The following is a 20,310-nucleotide window of genomic DNA, read 5'->3' on the forward strand; positions in this document are numbered from 1 at the left end:
TTCTGTGCAATCATCGTAAACACATGCTGTTACATATTATTTGCGCTGTTGATTTTTAAGATAATCTTGGATGCTCATTGGCGTTGGACGCGGACTAGAAACTGAAGCGGCAGGATTAGCTGCTGCACCTGCTTCATTTTGCTGGCGCTGAATTGCCGGTACATCATCATCTTCAACTACTGCCTGTGATGATGATGGACGTGCTGCCTGTACATTCGCGCGTTTAGTCGGCTCAACCGAATCTGCAGCATGGCGAGTCAAACCAGTCGCAATCACCGTTACACTAATTTCATCACGAGCATCCGGATCAAATACTGTACCGTAGAAGACCTGACCTTCGTCCAGATCCACGATCTGGTTTACAACATCAGTAATTTCTTCAATTTCACCGAAGGTTACGTCATCACCGCCAGTCACGTTAATCAGAATACCTTTAGCATTCATGATGGTGACGTTATCCAATAATGGGCTGCGAATCGCCTGCTCTGCTGCCTGACGTGCACGGTTTTCACCACGACCCAAGCCTACACCCATCATGGCATAACCACGCGTACTCATTGCAGTTTTCAGATCGGCGAAGTCAAGGTTAATGTGACCAGGACGTACCACCAGATCAAAGATACTACGTACTGCATTCAACAGTACATCATCCGCTTTTTTATACGCATCCTTCATTGAAATATCACGGAAGACTTTCAATAGACGCTGGTTTGGAATGATGATCAGAGAATCTACGTGCTGTTCTAGCGCTTCAATCCCCTTCTCGGCAGATTGCAAACGGCGTTTACCTTCAAAGTTGAATGGCGTAGTCACGACACCAACAGTCAGGATGCCCATTTCTTTGGCAATTTCAGCAACGACTGGCGCAGCACCGGTACCTGTACCGCCACCCATACCGGCAGTAACGAATACCATGTCGGTACCTTCAAGCTGCTGGCGGATCAGTTCACGGCTTTCTTCTGCTGCCGCTTGACCGACCTGTGGATTTGCTCCAGCACCCAGACCACGTGTACTTTGCTCACCCAGCTGAATTTTAAATTCGGCTTCCATGCGATCCAGTGCCTGTTTGTCTGTATTGGCACAGACGAACTTTACGCCCTGGATATCGGACTGCAACATATGCTGTACAGCATTACCACCCGCACCACCTACACCAAATACAGTGAAACGGGCTTGACCATTGCTATCGCTATGATCTTCTTCGAAAAATTCAAATGAGGCCATGACCTATAAAATTCCTAATTCATAATTGGCAGTCACTAAGCCCGTATACTGCCTTAATCTTGATAAAAATTGTTTTTAAGAATGCTGCTCAAGCAGGCACTTGTCAAGTACAAGCCCGATTAACTACAACTTCCCAACAATATTCACAATAAAAATCGCTTAAAAGATCGCTTTTAACGTTTCGTTAAAACCTGACCATGCCCGTTTAATGCGCTGTGTTACTGATAATTTGTCCCCGTCTTCGGTTTCAACGAGGGTTTCCTGGGTATCACTCTGACTAAACATCAGCAAACCAGCCACTGTTGCGTATTGGGAACGACGTAAAGCCGCCTGGTGCTGTTCATCCGCATAGACCTGTACCGGTGGATTGCCCAGATGTGCAGATACACCCAAGGTACGGCGTACAAAGCTGACCATACCTTCAATCTGACTGGCATCACCAGTCAGCACCACACCATGATACAGTCCCTGCATCGCGCCATGGTTTACCAGTTCATCACGCACCAGACCCATGATTTCTTCATAACGCGCCATGATAATTTCAGTCAGTTCAATCCGGCTGATGGTTTGTGGTCCGTCAATGCCCTGGAACTGAATCATATGCTCTGGTTTAACCACTTTCAGGTCAACACAACCATAGAGCAATTTCAGACGTTCTGCTTCTTCTGTTGTGGTCTGTAGAACTGCTGCGATATCACGGGTGACATGTTCACCGCCACGCTGAATGGTATGGGTTAATGCCAAACGGCCATCCAGATAAACAGCGACATTGGTGGTTCCCGCACCGATATCCACCAGACACACGCCATATTCTTTTTCATCTTTGAGCAGGCTGGCTTCAGCGGTAGCCAGACAGGACACCACCATTTTCTCCACACCGATATTGGCTCCTTTTAAAGCGCGGTCAATATTCTGCATGGTGCTGATCGGTAACATCATCAAGTGATAATGCCCGGTCATGCTATGTGCCGACATACGGATCGGGTTGAGTACCCATTCCGGTGCATCATCCAGCTCGAAGCCCAAAGGTACCGCACTCACCAGATAATGATCTGAGGTGACATGACTGGCTTTGGCCAGCTCAAGTGCCCGCACCACTTCACTGGTCGTAATTGAATGTTCACTATTATCAATGGTGGTACGACCCGAGGCATAAAAGCTTTTTAATTCAGCACTTGGAATCGAAATCCACGCAGAATGCACACGACATTCAGCCATATCTTCCGCTTCTTGTACGGCGTTTTTAATGGCGGTAATGACTTTATCGAGACTGACAATTTTTCCTTTATTCATGCCTCGGTTACGAGCGGTCGCCATCCCAATCACTTGGATATTGTCTGGCGCGTGTACCTTACCAATCAAAACTGAAACTTTGTGTGTCCCAATGTCAATCGCCACAACCGAGGGAACAGCTTCACTCATTATTAACTACTACCATTACGTGTTTGTTAGATTTATGGCTTTATAAGGCCTCTAGTTTTTAAAGCCGGTCATTATGGCTTTACTGTTACATTATTCTCAACGCCCGTGTCATTAATGGTTACAATAAATTGACCATTTACAATTTTAGGCGGAATTGAATTTTTCCATTGAATCGCCAATCCATTGCGATAACGCAGGTCGATCGCTGAAATTTTCGACCATACCGGTTTTAGTTCGCTATAGGACAGATGACTCAAACGTTGCAACTTGCTCATGGTCTGGTCTTTATCGACAATTACACGCAAACCTGAATCAAACTGCATAAACCATGTCATTCGTTCAGTTAAATATAATTCTTTTAAACGAATACCTTGTGGTAAAAATAACTGATTGATTTCATTATAACGTCGCATCATGGTATTTGCATGAGTAGAGGGTCCATGCAGCAACGGTAAAGCTGAATAATCTTTAGGACTGACTTCAGTGAAAATAATGCCACTATCACTTAGCAGCCGTCCTGTACCCCATCGGGCAATAGCATGATGCGGCATTACCCGGACATGAATCTTGTCTGGCCAGGCACGAGATACCACCACACGGTCCACCCAAGACAGTTCCAGTGCGCGGTCACGAATCGATTCCAGGTCCGAAGTGAAATAGTTTTCAGTCACAATCGGTGAAACGTACTGCATGACCTGGCGCTCTTCAGCTGCTGAACGCGTTCCTGCCACTTTCAGCTCTGCTACCTGAGCATCAGTCATCACCTTGTACAGGCCAAAAATCCCAAAAGCCAGCACCACCAGCGCGACACACAACAAGGCCCAACCACCCAGGTTGGTCAGTTTTTCTTTGCGTGTCGGCGGCTTGTCGTGAATTGAGGTAATCGCAGCACGTTTACGGCGCATGGTTGCTGGGAGTTGAGCCATAACTTAGTGTGCCGCACCGTTTAATGTTTGTTCCAGAATCGCTACACAGAGCGCGTCAAAACTATAGCCAACGGCTGCAGCCGCTTTTGGTACCAGAGAATGACTGGTCATACCTGGAACTGTATTCACTTCCAGCAACCAGAAATTACCCTGTTCATCCTGCATTGCATCAATACGACCCCAGCCACTTGCACCCACTGCCTGGAAAGCACGTAGAGCCAAAGCTTGCAATTCTTTCTCTTCAGACTCGCTCAAGCCACATGGAATGCCATACTCCACATCATTACGTTGATATTTAGCTTCGTAGTCATAGAAAGCCACATCTTCTGGCGGTTGCAGGCGAATAACGGGTAAAGCCTGACCATTCAGAATCACAATGGTAAATTCACGGCCTGTGATCCATTTCTCTGCCATAACAACGGCATCATGTTCAGTCGCTTTGGCAATCGCATCGGCAAAGTCTTCTACTTTTTCAACTTTACTCATGCCAATACTCGAACCTTCATGTACAGGCTTAATGATCAGCGGCAAATCTAAAGCAGATACAATTTCTTGCGCATTCGAGTTCTTGGTCACGATACGGTATGGCGCAGTAGGTAATTCTGAACCCTGCCAAACCTGTTTGGTTTTGACTTTATCCATACCAATGGCAGAACCCTGTACGCCTGTACCGGTATATGGAATATTCAACCATTCCAGCGCACCCTGAATCTGGCCGTCTTCACCGCCACGACCATGCAATACCACAAACGCACGATCATAATTTACTAGCTCGGTAACACTACGCTCTTGTGGATCAAACGCTTCTGCATTGACCCCAGAACGCACTAATGCCTCAAGTACGGCGGTTCCACTATCTAGCGAAACCTCACGCTCTGCAGATTTACCACCCAGCAATACGGCAACTTTTCCGAATTTTGAAGCATTTGACACGTTTATATCCTTAAACTTTTTGAATCTGTTCAATCAGTCATAACATGACTATTTTACTTTACATATAAATGATTTTGAGCAAGTTCGATTGAGATTGCTCCAACATTACCTGCGCCTTGGGTTAATAACAAGTCATTTGCTTGCAATACCTTTTTCATCACCTGGCTCAGGTTCCCCTCGACCGGATCAATTAGGATTGGTTCAACTTCCCCACGTAAACGGATACTACGTGCCAATGCGCGGCTATCTGCACCTACAATTGGCTTTTCCCCTGCCGGATACACTTCAAGTAAAAGCAGTTGATCGACTTGCGACAGCACTTCTACGAAGTCATCAAAACAGTCACGGGTACGGCTAAAACGGTGCGGCTGGAACATCATCACCAGACGGCGATCTGGATGGCTGGCACGAGCTGCTTTAATAGTGGCTTCTACTTCTTTTGGATGGTGACCATAGTCATCGACCAGTTTCACATCGCCGCCTTCAAGCTCGAATTGACCTTGTACCTGGAAACGGCGACCTACACCACTAAAGCCTTCCAGTGCACGGCAAATGGCTGCATCAGATACGCCTTCATCCGTTGCAATCCCAATCGCAGCCAGGGCGTTGAGCACATTGTGCAGACCCGGCTGATTCACAGTCACGCGTAGCGGCTCACGATCTTTACGTAATACGGTAAAGTGACTGCGCATACCTTCCTGTACAACATCGACAGCACGAATGTCATTGTCTTCATTAAAACCATAAGTCAGTAATGGGCGACCAATACGAGGCATGATTTCACGGATATTGGCATCGTCACCACACACAACCGCCAAACCATAGAATGGCAGTTTTTGCAGGAACTGGATAAAGGTATCTTTTAAAACATCGAAGCTACCGCCATAAGTATCCATATGGTCAGCATCAATATTGGTCACAACGGCAGCCATTGGTTCTAGATACAGGAATGATGCATCTGATTCATCGGCTTCTGCCACGATATAACGACTTGCACCCAAAGCGGCATTCACACCAGTACGGTTCAGCAAACCGCCGATCACATAAGTTGGATCCAGATTTTCTTCTGCCAGCATACAGGTAATCAGACTGGTGGTCGTGGTTTTACCGTGAGTACCTGCAACCGCGATCCCGTGACGGTAACGCATCAGCTCACCCAGCATTTCTGCACGGCGGACCACAGGTGTACGGGTTTCAAGGGCTGCCTTGATTTCCGGGTTTTCCTTATCAATCGCGGTAGATACCACGATGACATTGGCACCTTTGATGTTGCTGGCTGCATGGCCGATATAGACCTTGATGCCATTTTCTTCTAATTGAGCCGTGGTTTTTGAGGCTTTGATGTCTGAACCAGAAACTTTATACCCCTGGTTTTTCAGCACTTCTGCAATCCCGCACATCCCTGCACCACCAATCCCTACAAAGTGGATATGCTTGATCCGGCGCATTTCCGGGACTTTAATTAATTTCTTTGCTTGGTCTGCTGGGGTTACTGGAGACATAATTTACTCGGATTACAATTCTTGAATTAAACGGACCACATGCTGGGTCGCATCGGGTTGAGCCTGACGGCGTGCTTTTACCGCCATTTCCATCAGTACCTGACGGTCAAGCATCGGCTCTAATAAGGTTTTTAAACTGTCTGGCGTCAAAGTAGCCTGCGGGCAGATTTTGGCTGCCTGCTGATTGGCCAGGAATTTGGCATTCGCAGTTTGGTGGTCATCAACTGCACTTGGTAGCGGTACAAAAATCGCGGCTACACCGGCAGTTGCAATTTCAGTAACCGTCAGTGCACCGGCACGGCAAATGACCAGATCGGCATCGCTATAAGCTTGAGCCATATTTTCAATGAAAGGCTGAACTTCAACCTGCAAAGAGGCTGGTTTGTCTGCATAACGTGCGCGCGTTGCTTCAGCATGATTTTGACCACACTGGTGATAAACATTTAACGGCACATTCAACTGTTTCAAGGCTTCCGGCACACGTTCATTTAAGGCTTGTGCCCCAAGTGAACCACCAACTATCAGAATTCGTAACGGCTGGCCAGCTTTTTTCCGCTCCTGATAACGCCAGGACGGATTTAAAATTTCTGTAATTTCTTTACGTACCGGATTACCGGTGGTCACCACTTTATCTTGTGCTGGGAAAGTATTAGGAAAAGCCTGACATACCGTTTTAGCGACCCGTGACAATTGGGTATTGGTAAAACCCGCAACTGCATTCTGTTCGTGAATAATCACAGGAATACCCAGGATCCGCGCTGCCAGACCACCCGGCCCTGCCACATAACCGCCAAAGCCTGCAACAGCTTCGACTTTGAGCTGTTTCATATGCTTCATGGCACTAAGAGTAGCTTTTAAAATTTTAAAGGGTGCCAAGGCTTTACGCACAAAACCATTGCCACGCACACCTTGAATATCGATTTGATAAATTGGAATATTATGGTTTTTTAATAATCGGTTTTCCATGCCTGCTGGCGTTGCCAACCAAGACACTTCAATTCCTTGTTGTTGTAAATCTTTTGCAACGGCTAACGCTGGAAACACATGTCCACCCGTACCTGCGGCCATCATCATGACATGTTTAGGCTGTTTTTGCTGAGCGTCGGTCACGGTCTAATTCTTCAATTTTAAAAATGAAACAGGAGGTCTAATTTAAGTCATCAATTGTAATCACAAACGCTTGCCCTTGAAAGTTTATTTACCTTATTTCAACAAGCGTTTCATTGTTTTTTTCATACTAATTTGAAGTTTAAACTAGTTTTATTATAAGGTCTGCATTTTTCCTTAGACTTAAGTGAAATATCAGCATAATTTTTGAATATTTTTCATTTAATCTTTTTATACCTACTTGCTAAATCTATACATTTTTCACTAATTACTGGCTATTTTTCCATTTAATTCATCCTATTAACTTATGCCTAAATCATATAAATCTGAATAAAATTTTATGTTATCCCTATATCTATATAATTTTTTTCAAATTGATCTGCATATTCCTTAAATGGACTCAAGCATTATAGATGTCAAAAATATCAATACGTGATCTATGGATTATTTTAGCCGGTTATCTGGCCGCCATGCATGTCGGTAAACTATCTGCTGTTATTCCCATTCTGCAACAGGATTTAGGCTTAAGTTTTACACAAGCCGGGTTTTCCCTGTCTTTAGTACAAGGAGCCGGGATGCTATTTGCCCTTTGTATTGGTGCTTTTTCGGAAAAAGTGGGTTTAAAGCGCTGCCTGATTTTGGCATTAATCATTTTAGGACTAAGCAGTATAGCTGGCCTCTGGATTCAGCATGCCACAGCCTTATATTTCTTCCGCTTTACCGAAGGGATTGGATTTTTAACTATTTCCTTGTGTGCGCCTGCAATTTTAAAACGGATCAGTCGGCCTGAAACACTGAATTTTAAAATGGGACTCTGGAGTTCCTATATGGGCGTGGGTGTCAGTGTTGCTGTTTTTAGTATTCCTGTTTTACTCGAATACCTGAACTGGCAAAATATTTGGGCCATTCTCGGCAGTCTATGCTTGATTATTGCAGGCATCATTAAACGATATCTACAAATAGATTCAGCGGCATGTGCACCCAACAGGACGACTCAACCAGTACCGTCAAATACTTCATTCTGGCAGATTATCAAAGTCACCCTTACCCATCCTCCCATCCTGTGTTTAGCTATTATTTTTGCCTGTTATACCAGTCAGTGGATTACCGTGACCGGGTTCCTGCCCAGCATGTACGTCGAACACGGCATTGATTTAAAAGTTGCAGGCGTTCTGGTTTCAATCGTGGTACTTGCTAATCTGGGCGGCACTTTTGGTGCAGGTATGTTGTTACAACGTGGCTGGAAACCCAAGACGCTATTCAACACCGGATTTATAGCCATGCTGTGTAGCAGCTTTTTGGCTTTTACAGCCAGTTCATGGCTCATGTTCGAATTACAGTTTATAAGTGCTGTACTGTTTTCACTGATTGGTGGAATTATCCCGACCACCATTTTTGCCATTACTTTGCAGTATGCCCCGCGCGCCAATGCCGCAGCAGCCAGTGTGGGTCTGGTTTTACAGCTTTCAGCCTGTGCTCAGTTTCTTTTACCGCCTTTGAGCGCAGCACTGGTTTCGACCACACAGAATTGGGCTTATATCGCGGCAGTTACCGCCAGCCTTTCTATATTAGGAATCTTAATGACCTTGCTTTTATTCAAGCGTTATGCCCAATAAAAAGAGCCTCAGACGAGGCTCTTTTTATTATTGAAAGCTTAGGCTTGATCCAGACCGGCTTCCAGTACATCAAACAGATCATCTGCAATGGAGGTACCAAACTGGGTATCAATTTCACGGATACAGGTTGGACTGGTGACGTTAATTTCAGTGACATAGTTGCCAATCACATCCAGACCAACAAATACCAGACCTTTTTCTCTGAGATAAGGACCTACTTGCGCTGCAATGGCTCTATCATTCTCAGTTAATGGACGTGCTTGACCTAAACCGCCTGCCGCCAGATTGCCACGCACTTCACCATTTTGCGGAATACGGGCCAGACAATACGGCACGGGTTCGCCATTGATCATCAGGATACGCTTATCCCCTTCTACAATTTCAGGAATATAACGCTGTGCCATAATCGGCTGGTTACCATTGTTGGTCAGAATTTCAATGGTTGAGCCAATATTGATACCATCCTGATAGAGACGGAAAATTCCGGTGCCGCCCATACCATCCAATGGTTTTACAATGACATCGACATGCTCTTTTAAAAATTCACGGATCAGGCTTTGTTGCGACGTTACCAAAGTCGGAACTTGCAGATGCGGGAACTGAGTAGCAAACAGCTTTTCATTGCAGTCACGCAGACTTTGCGGTTTGTTAATAATCCATGCCCCTTCCCGTTCTGCCTGTTCCAGAATATAAGTGGTATAGACAAAGTTCATGTCGAATGGCGGATCTTTACGCATCAGCACCACATCATAAGCTGCAACCGATTCTTTTTTCTTTTCACCCAGTTCGTAGTAATGGTTATAGTCTTCAAATACCTGCAAAGGCGAGATCAGACCAAAGGCCTTCCCTTGATCGATATATAAATCTTGCTGTAATGCATAACCCAGTTCATGTCCACGGCGTGCAGCTGCCCATAACATGGCCATGGTTGAATCTTTTTTCAGGTTTACATTTTCGATGGGATCCATCACAACAAGTACGCGCATGTCTCTGTGCTCTTTCTTAAAAATACATTAGCAAGGAGTATAGCCTGTGCAGTTTCTTTTGTTTATGGTGATTTTGCATGACTAATTTTGTATAAATGCTTAAATACTTTAATCAACAAGAGCATTTATCATGCAGCAGGCAATTGTCGGCTTTCATCTGGATGAAGAAAATCATTGGGTCGCTGAACTGGCCTGTGGTCATGGTCAGCATGTGCGGCATAATCCCCCTTGGCAAAACCGTCCTTGGGTCATGACCGAACAAGGCCGTAAAGAAAAACTGGGCGTCTTATTGGACTGCAAAAAATGTGAAATACACGAGGATTAATATCTTCTAAATCAAATCAGTATATATACTCACCCTGAGTATTTTATCTCGTTTAGAAAATTGATTAAAACCTGAATAAAAATAATAATACCTGGCTTATAAATGCATTATCTTTCAACTAAATACATCTAATTTTATGATTTAACGATTATTTTTCGAAATCATGGTTCCCAGCATAATAATAAAGGTACTGACCCCGCCAATCAGTAAGCTCATCAGAGCAATTTCCAAAGTGATCTTATGATGCCAGCTCTGATCAGGAATCCAGGGCAAATTCAGATTTTCCCCAAAGATAAAGTTAATAGTACATATAATCAGAAAGCCAATCGTTGTAGAGATCAGTAAAGTCACCACCAAGTTTTTCCACATCTTGTAGCCTACCAGCATGACAATAATGGCTAAACCTACCACCGTTATAATCGATATAAATAAAACACTGTTCCAGTAATCCATTCCTAGTACTCTTATTTTAAATCAATTAAAATTATGAAATTCTTATAATTAATTACGTAATGTTTATTTTAATATAGGCAGATTACAATTTGTAAACAATGACCATAACTACCTTATTCATTTTATTTGTAAAGGGACTTTATGGGGGGGGGTAATTCATTCTTTAATGAGTTTCTTTTAAAAATATTTTTCTTTTTAGATAAAATAATTTTGATCAAGATTTATATATTGAGAAGAATATTTATATAAAATTTAATTTTGAAGAAGATAATATAACTTATCAAATTTAAAGTTTATCCAGATCAGAATTTCTATCTTATTATTTATATTTCTTTTAAATACAGTCGCCTGAACAGAATCTTTCTTCCCATAAAAAGTAAAGCCTTAGATTACTAAGGCTTTACTTTTTATCTGGTGAATCAGGTTTTAGATTCCGTATTTCACACGATAAGCTTCCATTTTCGCCAATGCTTCGCTATCGCCTTTTGCATCTAGGTAATTCATTAAATCTTTCATGGTAATCAGTGCATGTACTGGAATTTCCAGTTCTTTTTGTACTTCCTGAATAGCAGATAATTCACCTTGGCCTTTTTCCTGACGATCAAGAGCAACCAGTACACCTGCAATTTGCGCACCGGCATTTTTCAGGATGGTGACCACTTCACGAATGGCAGTACCGGCGGTGATCACATCATCAATGATCCAGACTTTTTTCCCTTCGACTGAAGCACCTACTAGCACACCACCTTCACCGTGATCTTTGGCTTCTTTACGGTTAAAGCCCCATGGCACGCTCACGCCATGATTTTGAGACAGCGCCACTGCTGTAGCCGCCACAAAAGGAATGCCTTTGTATGCTGGTCCAAAAATCACTTCAACATTGTCACATTCAGTTAATTTTGCAGCATAGCCAGAAGCCAGTAGTGACAAGGCCTCACCGTCATTGAGCAAGCCAGCATTAAAAAAATAAGGACTCACACGTCCTGATTTTAAAGTAAACTCACCAAATTTAAGCACACCACGTGATAATGCGAGTTCGATAAAAGCTTGCGGGTTAAACTGAGCTGGCGTTGACATGAGGTGCTCCTAAATCCATTAATTAAGGGTAAGATTTGCGCATGATACCAAAGAGTAGCTATCCAGGTGATCAAAAAATTCTTCGTGTCGTTTCAATTAATGTCAACGGTTTACGTTCCTCTGTCAGCAAGGGCTTGCTAGAGTGGATCGAACAGTCTGATGCCGATGTGATCTGCATGCAGGAAAGTCGGATTACCCATGCGCAGTGGACTGACAAATTCAAGCCTGAAGGCTGGTATACTCACCTGTTCCCTGCCGAGCGTCCAGGTTATGCCGGCACAGCGATTTACAGCCGCCTGCCTTTTGTTTCCATTACCGATGGTCTGGGTTTTGAACTGGCTGATTCTCAAGGTCGTTTTATCTCGGCAGAATTTGACTTGGGTCTGGAAAAAACAGCACATATCTGTTCCCTGTATTTACCTTCAGGTTCTTCGGGCGATGAAGCGCAGGCACGTAAAGATCACTTTCTGGAAGAGTATAAAAAGATCCTGAAACAATGGCGCGATGAAGACAAATCCATCATTGTCTGTGGTGATTACAATATCGTGCATAAACGTATCGATATTAAAAACTGGTCCGGCAACCAGAAAGCATCGGGCTGCTTGCCGCATGAACGTGCCTGGTTAGATCATATTTATGATGAGCTGGGTTATGTCGACACATTCCGTGAAGTCCGTAAAGAAGCCGAACTGTATTCCTGGTGGTCAAATCGTGGTCAAGCCCGCGCCAAGAACGTGGGCTGGCGGATTGACTATCAGGCTTGCTCACCGGACTGGAAAGACCGTACTGTAAATGCCTGGGTCTATAAAGATGAATGGTTTAGTGACCATGCACCCGTGATTATTGACTATAAAATCTAAAACCGACCGAAAGATTGAGTGAACAAATGTTCACTCAATTAAGGTTTATTACCTACACTACATGACGTATTTTCAGGTTTATCTTCCCTCCCTAACAGCGCATGATACTCACACGGCACAGGGATATGTCAGGATGACACTATAAGGACAGGACGCCGTAGGAAGAAAATAAAACAAACTATCAGATTTAGCTTGTTTTTCATGGATGTGACAACGGACGTTGTATTGAGACCCGCATAATCAGGATGATTAGATGCGGGTTTTCTCATTTTAGCACCTTCATTTTTTCTTATTCTTAAACTTCACCACTTACTTTTTAATACCCCTTCTGATCTTAAACGATGTCAATCGGATGATATGTCTTTTAAATATTGCTTAAAAACAAGCCTCTTGAAAGCACATAGGCGATCGGCATAAATTCAGCTAAGCTAAGCCATCAATAAATAAACTGTTTGGGATACAGCGAGCATGCTCAAGATTTATGGCATTAAAAACTGCAATTCAATGAAAAAAGCTTTTGATTTGCTTAATGAATTGGAACTAGCTTACGAATTTCATGATTATAAAAAACAGGGGATTGATGCGGATACGGTTAAAACCTGGCTGGATGCTTTAGGCCAAGATGTAGTACTGAATAAGAAAGGCACTACCTGGCGTAAACTCACTGCAGAAGAGCAGGAAAATGCGCTTACCAGTGAAGATAATCTGATTACTGCCCTAACTACTCATACCAGCTTAATCAAACGTCCGGTATTACAGACTGCAACTGGTTTTATCGCTGGTTTTGATGAAGCCACTTATCAAAAGCTAAAAGACTAATTGTCTCAGATGAGCTGGAAGAATAAAAAAAGCCTGACAGAGGTCAGGCTTTTTTTATGGTAGTTTTTAGAGAACGGTTCTGATCCATTATTTGGCACGAATCCAGGTCTGGTTACGACCTAAAGCAGACACGCCGATATAACCGCGTAGCTCAAGCTTCTTGCCACCATCTGTCAGGTTGCCTTTCAATTTGTAAGTTTTACCAGATTTTGGATCTAGGATCGAACCACTGTCATAGCTGGTTCCGCCTGTATTTTTCAGGCCTTTCACAATCGTTAAACCTTTCAGCGATTTATTGTGATACGGACCTTCACATTTTGTACAAGCATTTTCTTCACCCGGTGTTAATACCGATTGGATGCTTGCAGATAATGTCCCATTTTTTTGCTCAGTAAATTTTACTATAGCCTTTGGTTGTTTGGTTTCGTCGTCAATCGTTTTCCAAACGGTACCATTTAAAGGATCTGCAGCATTGGCCAGCGCAGATAAGCCGAGTAGTCCTAACATTAGCGTAATTTTTTTCATTTTTCTTCATTTCCCTAGTCTGAGATAGACCGATGTAGTATTAAAAAGTCACAACATTTTTGCAATTTTTACCTGTGACTATTTAGTGTAACCTTGTAAATATTGTTGGTAAATAATCCACATAATCAATAAAAGCAGAAAAAGATGGAAAGAAGATGAAGATGAGCCCCGTGACGAAACAATTAATTACAGAAAGTCTTTTAAAAGCGACCATCCGCGCGCCTAGTCGGTTCAATCTTCCTCCAAGCTCCTTACGGGTCGCACTGGAGCAGATGTGCAAGATCTTTCCGCAAGATAAGTCTGTACAAATCCGTTCGCTCCGACTGGCGGGTGTACATGCCGAGGAAATCAAACCACAGCAGGAATCCAGCCAGCTGATTTTCCATATTCATGGCGGTGCTTTTTATCTCGGTTCCTTAAATACCCATCGTGCCTTTATGACCCAGATTGCCGCTCGCACCCAGATGCAGGTACTGCATATTGATTATCCTCTGGCACCCGAATCTGCTTATCCTGAACCTTTGGAAGCTGTTTTTGATGTCTATAACCTGTTATTAGATCAGGGCATTCAGGCCAAGGACATTATTCTGTCCGGAGATTCGTGTGGTGCTAATCTGGCGTTGGCATTGGCACTCAAATTACAGCAGGAAGGTCTGCCACAGGTGAGTGGACTGATTCTACTTTCCCCTTTCCTTGATCTGACCCTGACCAGTGAATCACTACGCTATAATCAGAAACATGATGCCCTGCTTTCGATTGAAACCCTGAAAACCGGGATTCAGTATTATGTACCGAGTGCAATGGATCGTGGCGATCCGGAAATTTCCCCATTTTTTGCCGATCTCAGTGGTTTGCCACCGATGCATATACAGGTGGGATCTAAAGAAATCCTACTGGATGATGCCACACGCTTCAAGGAAAAAGCGGAACAGGCTGGTGTCGATGTTGAATTCAAGTTATATACCGGCATGTGGCATAATTTTCAGATGTTTAGTGCCTGGTTTGAAGAGGCCCGACAAGCGCTGGCGGATCTTTCAGAATTTGCTCATCGTCTGGATCAAGACTAGAAATTTAAAAGAAGCCATAAAAAAGATCAGCGATTGCTGACCTTTTTTTGTTCATTCATTTTCTATCGAATTTTAGATCTGGCTGACCTGCGCCATCGCAGTTTCAATTGCCTGCTGTTTCGCTACATCACCCATATTGACGCCTTCAGCGCGAATTACGTGCACATCAGTTACGCCAGTAAAGTTAAACACAGTTTTCAGGAAAGCTTCCTGGAAATCGACTGGGCTTTGTTCGCCATAAACACCACCGCGGCTACTGGCAATATAGACTTTCTTTTCACCTGCCAGACCCACTGGGCCATTTTCTGTATATTTAAAAGTACGCCCTGCCACACTAATGCGGTCAATCCAGGCTTTTAAGGTAGAAGGTAGACCGAAGTTATACATAGCGGCCCCAACCACCACGATATCCGCCTGTAAGTACTGCTGTAAAATCTGTTCTCCTAAAGCCGCCTGCTCAAGATTCTGACCCATCAAAATTTCAGCAGTTAAATGTGGAATCGGCTGTGCAGCCAAGTCCAGATATTCAAGCTCAACTGCCTCACCATGTTTCTGTTGAAGCTGTCCCACAATAGCTTGAGTCAACTGACGGGAAATAGAGGCATCGCCTAAAATACTGGAATCAATCTGTAAAATTTTCATTGCTTAATCTGGTCCGTTCATTGTTCGGGAATGAACATAGCTTAATAAATTTTAAATAATGAAATAATGGGTTTAAATAAAACACTTCATTGCGTATTTAGAACAATAAATTTCCAGCTTAATTTTTTCTCCTTTTTTTTAATTTTTGATAAATATTACTGATTATCAATGAATTAATTGTATGTTATATTTCTGTAAATAATTAAAGCAATATTTTTCCATCTTTTAAAAACTTAGCAATAACAATAAAGGTCAGACCTGTTGTATGAAGCGAATGTCAGCAGTATTACAAAAATTCCAGAATCATCGACTCAAGAAATATCTGATCGAAGATGAAGTGGTGATGAACTGGGGAATTTTGAAAAAGTGTATCCTGATGCTGGCACTGGGCTGTGGCATACATATCAGCTGGCTAAGTTGGGATCTTTTTGTCCTGTCACATCCGCAATACTGGCAGCATGTCCATATTGACGTCGTTCGTTCACAAGTTCACATGAATGGCCTATTTTTACTGGCGCTGGTTCTTCTGATTTATCCCTGTTATAAATTTCAGGGTAATGCGCTGATAGAACGATATTTTCCCTATCTGGCAGTGGGTATCTTTGTGGTGTCCCTGTGTCGGGATGCGTATATCGTAGGCGTGATCAGTCCGGTAGCCACAATTGCCTATGTTTGCCTGATGACGGTAGGACTGGTCCTGTTTCACCGGAGGCTGGTCTATAGCATGCTGATTCCAGCCTCACTGTTTCTGGTAACTTGCGCCTATCTAAGTTTTAACCAGCAACTGCCTTATTCGCCACTCTTTAATATTCAGGACCAGTTTTTCCATAATAGCTTCTGGCTATTATCAATGCTGTATTTTATCCTGCCAATTCTTGCTGTCTGCATGATTTTATTTGAGATTTTACTCAGTCAATGGCGTTATCGCGAACAGCTAATCAACCATCTCAGCCAGATTGATCCTCTGACCAATCTGTTTAACCGCCGTAGCATTAATCAATGTCTGGATCAGTTAAATAGTACTGCGACTTTTAACTATGCACTGGTGCTGCTGGATCTGGATCATTTCAAAAAGATCAATGATTACTATGGACATCACAAGGGCGATGAAACACTGGTACAAGTCAGTGCGGTACTGAACCAGCAATTACGTGAAAGCGATGTCGTCGGACGGTTCGGTGGTGAAGAATTTATTTTGGTCCTGAATAATTCCAGCCTGGAAAAAGCTCAGCAGGTAGCAGAGCGTTGCCGAAGCGCGATCCAGCAGCTACAGATTTTTAGTGATGAAGGACAGTTGATTCCGGTGACTGCCAGCTTTGGCATTGCTATTTCAAAACCTGAATTACGCCCGCAGCAACTTCTGAGCCAAGCCGATCAGGCCCTTTATCAGGCCAAAGCCGGTGGACGGAATCAGGTGAAATCTTATCTGGAACCTCTAAAAGTTCAACCAGCCTGATATTTTCATCAGTCTTATTCACTTTAAAGCACGTACCCGAAAAGCTTTAAAGTGAATGTTAGAGCTGCTCTAAAAGCTGTAGTTGTGCCAATAATTCTGCTTCACTAAATGCACCTGTCAAACGTAAGCTGCGAATCTCCTGCTGCTGAGTATCGAGAAATAAATAGGTCGGTGGTCCCAGAATTTCCCATCGGTTAAGCAGGGTCTGATGCGTAGCATCATACTGACTAAGATCCAGCTTGATCAGAAAATAAGGGACTAAGGCCTGCTGGACAACAGCTGCCTTTAATACTTTATGTTCAATCGGCTGACAGGCCACACACCAATCAGCATAGACATCCACAATGACCTTCTGCCCTTTCGGTACTGTAGCCAGTAATTGTTCAAATTCAGTGGCTGTTTTTGCTATATGCCAACTCGCCTGTTGTTGGGCATTTTCAATAAAAAAGCGCTGACTATGCTGATATTGACTATATGTAATATAAGGCACAGCGATAGCCAAACAGATGATATAAAGCCAGCGCAGTCCGGTATTTTTCCAGAATAATCGTGCCAGAACATAAGCAACAAAGCTTAAGCCCAACCCTAGCGACAGCCACTGCAATGCAGCTTCTGAAATCAGCGGACGAATAAAATACAAGGCCAAAGCCAGCATGATGAAAGCAAAGAGTACTTTTACCTGATTCATCCAGTGCCCGGCTCGAGGTAGGATGCGTGCCCCCATAATACTGGCCAGCAGCAACGGGGTACCCATACCGAAACCTAAAGTAAACAGCAGCACTGCGCCTTGCCATTGGTTCTGGGTCTGGGAAATAAACAGTAATGCACCAGCTAATGGTGCCGTCATACAAGGCCCGACCAATAAGGCAGAAACAGATCCCATGACCGCAGCGCTAACTAGAGTTCCTCCTTGCTGCATCGCCTGAACCCGGTCCAGACGCTGCGTCAGACGCTGTGGCATTTTAATTTCAAACAGGCCAAACAGGTTGAGGGCAAATACCACAAATAATGCACTAAATGCCATCAGGGTGGCAGGTTGCTGTAACCAGCGTTGAAAGTTGAGTCCGGCTGAAGATGCGATCAAGCCCAGTACCGCATAGACTGCGGCCATACTGCTTACAAAGCTTAGGGCAATCATCCAAGCCTTGATGCCTTTGCTATCACGAACAATCAGTGAAGTCAGAATTGGCAGCATCGGCAAAGAGCATGGCGTAAATGCCAGCAAAATGCCCAAGCCGAAAAATAACAGTAATCCATAAGCCAGCGAACTTTCAGCTAGACGTGTAGACCATTGCTGGTCTTGTGCCGAGTCGCTGTTGGATCGTGTAGAAATGACTTCGACGATTTTGCTGTCTGTATTTCCTGATTCTAGATCATCAGCAGAATTTTCCAGAATCCGGTTGTGCTGTGAGGAAGAGCTGCTTAAATCCAGTAACCGTTTATTACCCGAGCCAGTAGATTCATATTGCACCAGACCGGATAAGTCAGTCTTGAATTCAATGGTTTGGGGTGGGTAACAAAGCCGGTCTTTGGCACAGCCTTGCCAGCTGACCTGATAAGTTTGACCCGCCTGTGTCGGAATCTGAACTTTTAATTGCTGATAATAAACCTGGGTATGACCATAGTTTTCATCATATAGATCTTCAGCGGGTGGCAATTGCAAGGTCATCGGCTGACTTCCCTGCTTTAGCTCTACCTTATGCTGATAAAGATAATAGTTTTGCGGAATTTCCCAGCTAAGTTCAGCCTGTTGCTGAGTGACTGAACTGATACTCAGAGGAAAAGCCTGCTCAGGCGAAAGCAAAGGCGCTTCTGCCTGAGCAATATTGCTAAGCAACACTGTGCCCAATAAGACTGGAGAAAATACTTTTCTCCCGATCTTAAACTGTAGTGCTTTGGTCATATCGAAATAAGAGCAGCTTAGAATAGGAACGATACGCCCAAGCCTGAGAAGTAACCTTTATTCTGACCTTCCATATCTACCCCGACACTGGCATCAAGCTGTACCTGATCATTCAATGCATACATGACACCAGTGCCTAGCGCATATTCATTATCCTGACTTTCAGCTTTGCGATAAATCAGTTCAGAATAACCTGACCAGCGATCAGCAATCTGATAGCTTAAAGCTGGAATTGCAGTAATCGCCCAGTTGCTATCCTGCCATTCATAACGCATGGTCAGTGCAGTATTCACCAAATCATTATATTGATAAGCAACTGCTGAGCTCAGGCTATAAATATCTTCTTCATTACTAAAATTAGCATTACCTGTGGCAATAATAGCTTCAGCCATCAGCGCCATACTGAGTTTTTCATCATCCAGATCAATGGCTTTTTTCAGGCCAATACTGACATCGCCTAGACCGTCATCCTCTTCAGTCTGACCATTGAACTTGGTTTGTGACCAAGCCGGACCGGCCCAGCCTAAACGTAATTCCAGATCATCAGTCAAACCGGTACGCAACAAGACGTCGGCATTTAAAGTGGTTTGTTTCAGCTTGCTTCCATCCACAGTCGCTTCGCTATAAGAGAAACTCGGTAAACCCTGTTCCCAAGCTAACTGACCCACTGGAACTGTACTGGTGCCCAGACCTTCACCTGGTCGGTCAAACTCTACCGCTGCACAAAGCTGTGCACTGACACCCGTCAGTGCCATCAAACCCAATATTCTTAAAGTTGTCTTCATCTTGCTGGAGCTCTTTCTTAAAATTTAATGTAATTCCTTGGTCATTTTTGCGCCATGACTACGCAATAATTCTAGGGTCTGTTTTTCTTCTTCCAGTGCTTCTGCCCAGTTAATTTCATCAAAATCACAATCAAAGAATAAATCACTAATCGATGACAGAATGGTTAATCCTTCTTCATCCTTGCTGTTCGGATTGACTTTTTCTTCTAATAGGCGCTGCACTGCAGGTACACAGGCTGCACTGGCCGCATCCCAAAGCGGGCCATAAACTTCTTCAGCATCCCAAAGATGCAAATTGACTTTGGCCTGGATCAGCGCTTCCAGAATCTGTAAATGTACATCCAGACGTTGCTGTTTTTCTTCAGCAGTTAAGGGACTGCCCGCTTCATAAGCTTCGCAGACTTCTTCCCACCATTTGAACAGGCCATCTGACCAGATGGAAATAACTGGGCCTTTTTCCAGATCAATAAAATTCGGGTTAAGTCCATCTGCCAAAAGCTGTTTGACCTGACCCAGATTAAGTTCTTCGAGTGCTTGCACAAAAAGCTGTTGTTGCGCAGTTAACATGATGGAGCTCACTTCAAATTCGTTTTTCACTATTATGCCGAATAAAGCGGGATTTGTTTTGTTCTCATTCGTTTATTTTATCTAAAATTGAAAAAAGCCCCGTAGGGCCTTTTTC

20 protein-coding genes are annotated in these 20,310 nt (G+C 43.7%); 6 read left to right on the plus strand and 14 right to left on the minus strand.

Going from position 1 to position 20,310, the window contains the following annotated elements:
• Positions 1 to 36: 36 nt before the first annotated feature.
• The 6 genes from ftsZ to murG form a co-directional block, all read right to left on the minus strand.
• On the minus strand, positions 37 to 1,224 hold the full coding sequence (gene ftsZ / locus AC4MCC_RS13800; RefSeq protein ID WP_125279164.1) for a cell division protein FtsZ: 1,188 nt from the start codon (positions 1,222 to 1,224) through the stop codon (positions 37 to 39).
• A 159-nt stretch (positions 1,225 to 1,383) separates the two neighbouring features.
• Positions 1,384 to 2,646, minus strand: coding sequence for a cell division protein FtsA (gene ftsA / locus AC4MCC_RS13805; RefSeq protein ID WP_034170249.1), 1,263 nt, complete (start codon positions 2,644 to 2,646; stop codon positions 1,384 to 1,386).
• 71 nt (positions 2,647 to 2,717) lie between these two features.
• Positions 2,718 to 3,572, minus strand: a complete 855-nt coding sequence (locus AC4MCC_RS13810; RefSeq protein WP_034703611.1) for a cell division protein FtsQ/DivIB — start codon at positions 3,570 to 3,572, stop codon at positions 2,718 to 2,720.
• A 3-nt stretch (positions 3,573 to 3,575) separates the two neighbouring features.
• Positions 3,576 to 4,505, minus strand: a complete 930-nt coding sequence (locus AC4MCC_RS13815) for a D-alanine--D-alanine ligase (RefSeq protein ID WP_179991918.1) — start codon at positions 4,503 to 4,505, stop codon at positions 3,576 to 3,578.
• A gap of 53 nt (positions 4,506 to 4,558) precedes the next feature.
• A complete protein-coding gene (gene murC / locus AC4MCC_RS13820; RefSeq protein WP_005232692.1) occupies positions 4,559 to 6,007 on the minus strand; it encodes a UDP-N-acetylmuramate--L-alanine ligase in 1,449 nt (482 codons plus the stop codon).
• A 12-nt stretch (positions 6,008 to 6,019) separates the two neighbouring features.
• Positions 6,020 to 7,117 carry an undecaprenyldiphospho-muramoylpentapeptide beta-N-acetylglucosaminyltransferase gene (gene murG / locus AC4MCC_RS13825; RefSeq protein ID WP_419374872.1) on the minus strand — a complete coding sequence of 366 codons (1,098 nt, stop codon included), beginning with the start codon at positions 7,115 to 7,117 and terminating at the stop codon, positions 6,020 to 6,022.
• A gap of 410 nt (positions 7,118 to 7,527) precedes the next feature.
• On the opposite strand from murG, the gene AC4MCC_RS13830 reads away from it, so the two are divergent.
• Positions 7,528 to 8,730 (plus strand): MFS transporter, encoded by a 1,203-nt coding sequence (locus tag AC4MCC_RS13830; protein WP_419365469.1) that lies wholly within the window; start codon positions 7,528 to 7,530, stop codon positions 8,728 to 8,730.
• A gap of 38 nt (positions 8,731 to 8,768) precedes the next feature.
• Here AC4MCC_RS13830 and gshB read toward each other — a convergent pair whose 3' ends face one another.
• Entirely contained in the window at positions 8,769 to 9,716 is a 948-nt protein-coding gene (gshB, locus tag AC4MCC_RS13835; RefSeq protein WP_419365468.1) for a glutathione synthase, read from the minus strand.
• A gap of 130 nt (positions 9,717 to 9,846) precedes the next feature.
• Here gshB and AC4MCC_RS13840 point away from each other — a divergent pair, with 130 nt between their 5' ends.
• Positions 9,847 to 10,041 carry a DUF3565 domain-containing protein gene (locus AC4MCC_RS13840; protein WP_286740185.1) on the plus strand — a complete coding sequence of 65 codons (195 nt, stop codon included), beginning with the start codon at positions 9,847 to 9,849 and terminating at the stop codon, positions 10,039 to 10,041.
• A 141-nt stretch (positions 10,042 to 10,182) separates the two neighbouring features.
• Here AC4MCC_RS13840 and AC4MCC_RS13845 read toward each other — a convergent pair whose 3' ends face one another.
• Together AC4MCC_RS13845 and pyrE are read right to left on the minus strand one after the other, a co-directional pair.
• Positions 10,183 to 10,494 (minus strand): hypothetical protein, encoded by a 312-nt coding sequence (locus AC4MCC_RS13845; protein WP_159124191.1) that lies wholly within the window; start codon positions 10,492 to 10,494, stop codon positions 10,183 to 10,185.
• Between the two features lie 426 nt (positions 10,495 to 10,920).
• Positions 10,921 to 11,571 carry an orotate phosphoribosyltransferase gene (pyrE, locus tag AC4MCC_RS13850; RefSeq protein ID WP_125279724.1) on the minus strand — a complete coding sequence of 217 codons (651 nt, stop codon included), beginning with the start codon at positions 11,569 to 11,571 and terminating at the stop codon, positions 10,921 to 10,923.
• Positions 11,572 to 11,612: 41 nt separating this feature from the next.
• Here pyrE and AC4MCC_RS13855 point away from each other — a divergent pair, with 41 nt between their 5' ends.
• Positions 11,613 to 12,431 (plus strand): exodeoxyribonuclease III, encoded by an 819-nt coding sequence (locus AC4MCC_RS13855; protein WP_159124217.1) that lies wholly within the window; start codon positions 11,613 to 11,615, stop codon positions 12,429 to 12,431.
• Between the two features lie 468 nt (positions 12,432 to 12,899).
• Positions 12,900 to 13,250 (plus strand): Spx/MgsR family RNA polymerase-binding regulatory protein, encoded by a 351-nt coding sequence (locus tag AC4MCC_RS13860; protein WP_491885451.1) that lies wholly within the window; start codon positions 12,900 to 12,902, stop codon positions 13,248 to 13,250.
• 87 nt (positions 13,251 to 13,337) lie between these two features.
• Here AC4MCC_RS13860 and AC4MCC_RS13865 read toward each other — a convergent pair whose 3' ends face one another.
• Entirely contained in the window at positions 13,338 to 13,775 is a 438-nt protein-coding gene (locus AC4MCC_RS13865; RefSeq protein WP_004781465.1) for a DUF2147 domain-containing protein, read from the minus strand.
• 155 nt (positions 13,776 to 13,930) lie between these two features.
• Here AC4MCC_RS13865 and AC4MCC_RS13870 point away from each other — a divergent pair, with 155 nt between their 5' ends.
• Positions 13,931 to 14,842 (plus strand): alpha/beta hydrolase, encoded by a 912-nt coding sequence (locus tag AC4MCC_RS13870; RefSeq protein WP_491885452.1) that lies wholly within the window; start codon positions 13,931 to 13,933, stop codon positions 14,840 to 14,842.
• A 72-nt stretch (positions 14,843 to 14,914) separates the two neighbouring features.
• On the opposite strand, the gene AC4MCC_RS13875 is transcribed toward AC4MCC_RS13870, so the two are convergent.
• Complete coding sequence (locus tag AC4MCC_RS13875) at positions 14,915 to 15,484, minus strand: FMN-dependent NADH-azoreductase (RefSeq protein WP_159124195.1); 570 nt, start codon at positions 15,482 to 15,484, stop codon at positions 14,915 to 14,917.
• A gap of 265 nt (positions 15,485 to 15,749) precedes the next feature.
• On the opposite strand from AC4MCC_RS13875, the gene AC4MCC_RS13880 reads away from it, so the two are divergent.
• Positions 15,750 to 16,940 carry a GGDEF domain-containing protein gene (locus AC4MCC_RS13880; protein ID WP_159124196.1) on the plus strand — a complete coding sequence of 397 codons (1,191 nt, stop codon included), beginning with the start codon at positions 15,750 to 15,752 and terminating at the stop codon, positions 16,938 to 16,940.
• A gap of 58 nt (positions 16,941 to 16,998) precedes the next feature.
• Here the strand turns inward: AC4MCC_RS13880 and dsbD are convergent, their stop codons facing one another.
• From dsbD to AC4MCC_RS13895, 3 genes are read right to left on the minus strand one after another with little or no spacing between them, the layout of a single operon-like run.
• Positions 16,999 to 18,843, minus strand: a complete 1,845-nt coding sequence (dsbD, locus tag AC4MCC_RS13885) for a protein-disulfide reductase DsbD (RefSeq protein WP_491885453.1) — start codon at positions 18,841 to 18,843, stop codon at positions 16,999 to 17,001.
• A gap of 17 nt (positions 18,844 to 18,860) precedes the next feature.
• The gene (locus AC4MCC_RS13890; protein ID WP_416656172.1) at positions 18,861 to 19,628 is read right to left on the minus strand and encodes a transporter; all 768 of its coding nucleotides are present in this window, start codon (positions 19,626 to 19,628) and stop codon (positions 18,861 to 18,863) included.
• A gap of 24 nt (positions 19,629 to 19,652) precedes the next feature.
• Complete coding sequence (locus AC4MCC_RS13895; RefSeq protein ID WP_004781453.1) at positions 19,653 to 20,195, minus strand: ankyrin repeat domain-containing protein; 543 nt, start codon at positions 20,193 to 20,195, stop codon at positions 19,653 to 19,655.
• Between the last annotated feature and the right edge of the window lie 115 nt (positions 20,196 to 20,310).

The sequence above is a fragment of the Acinetobacter sp. CAU_H_56 genome, assembly GCF_058599425.1.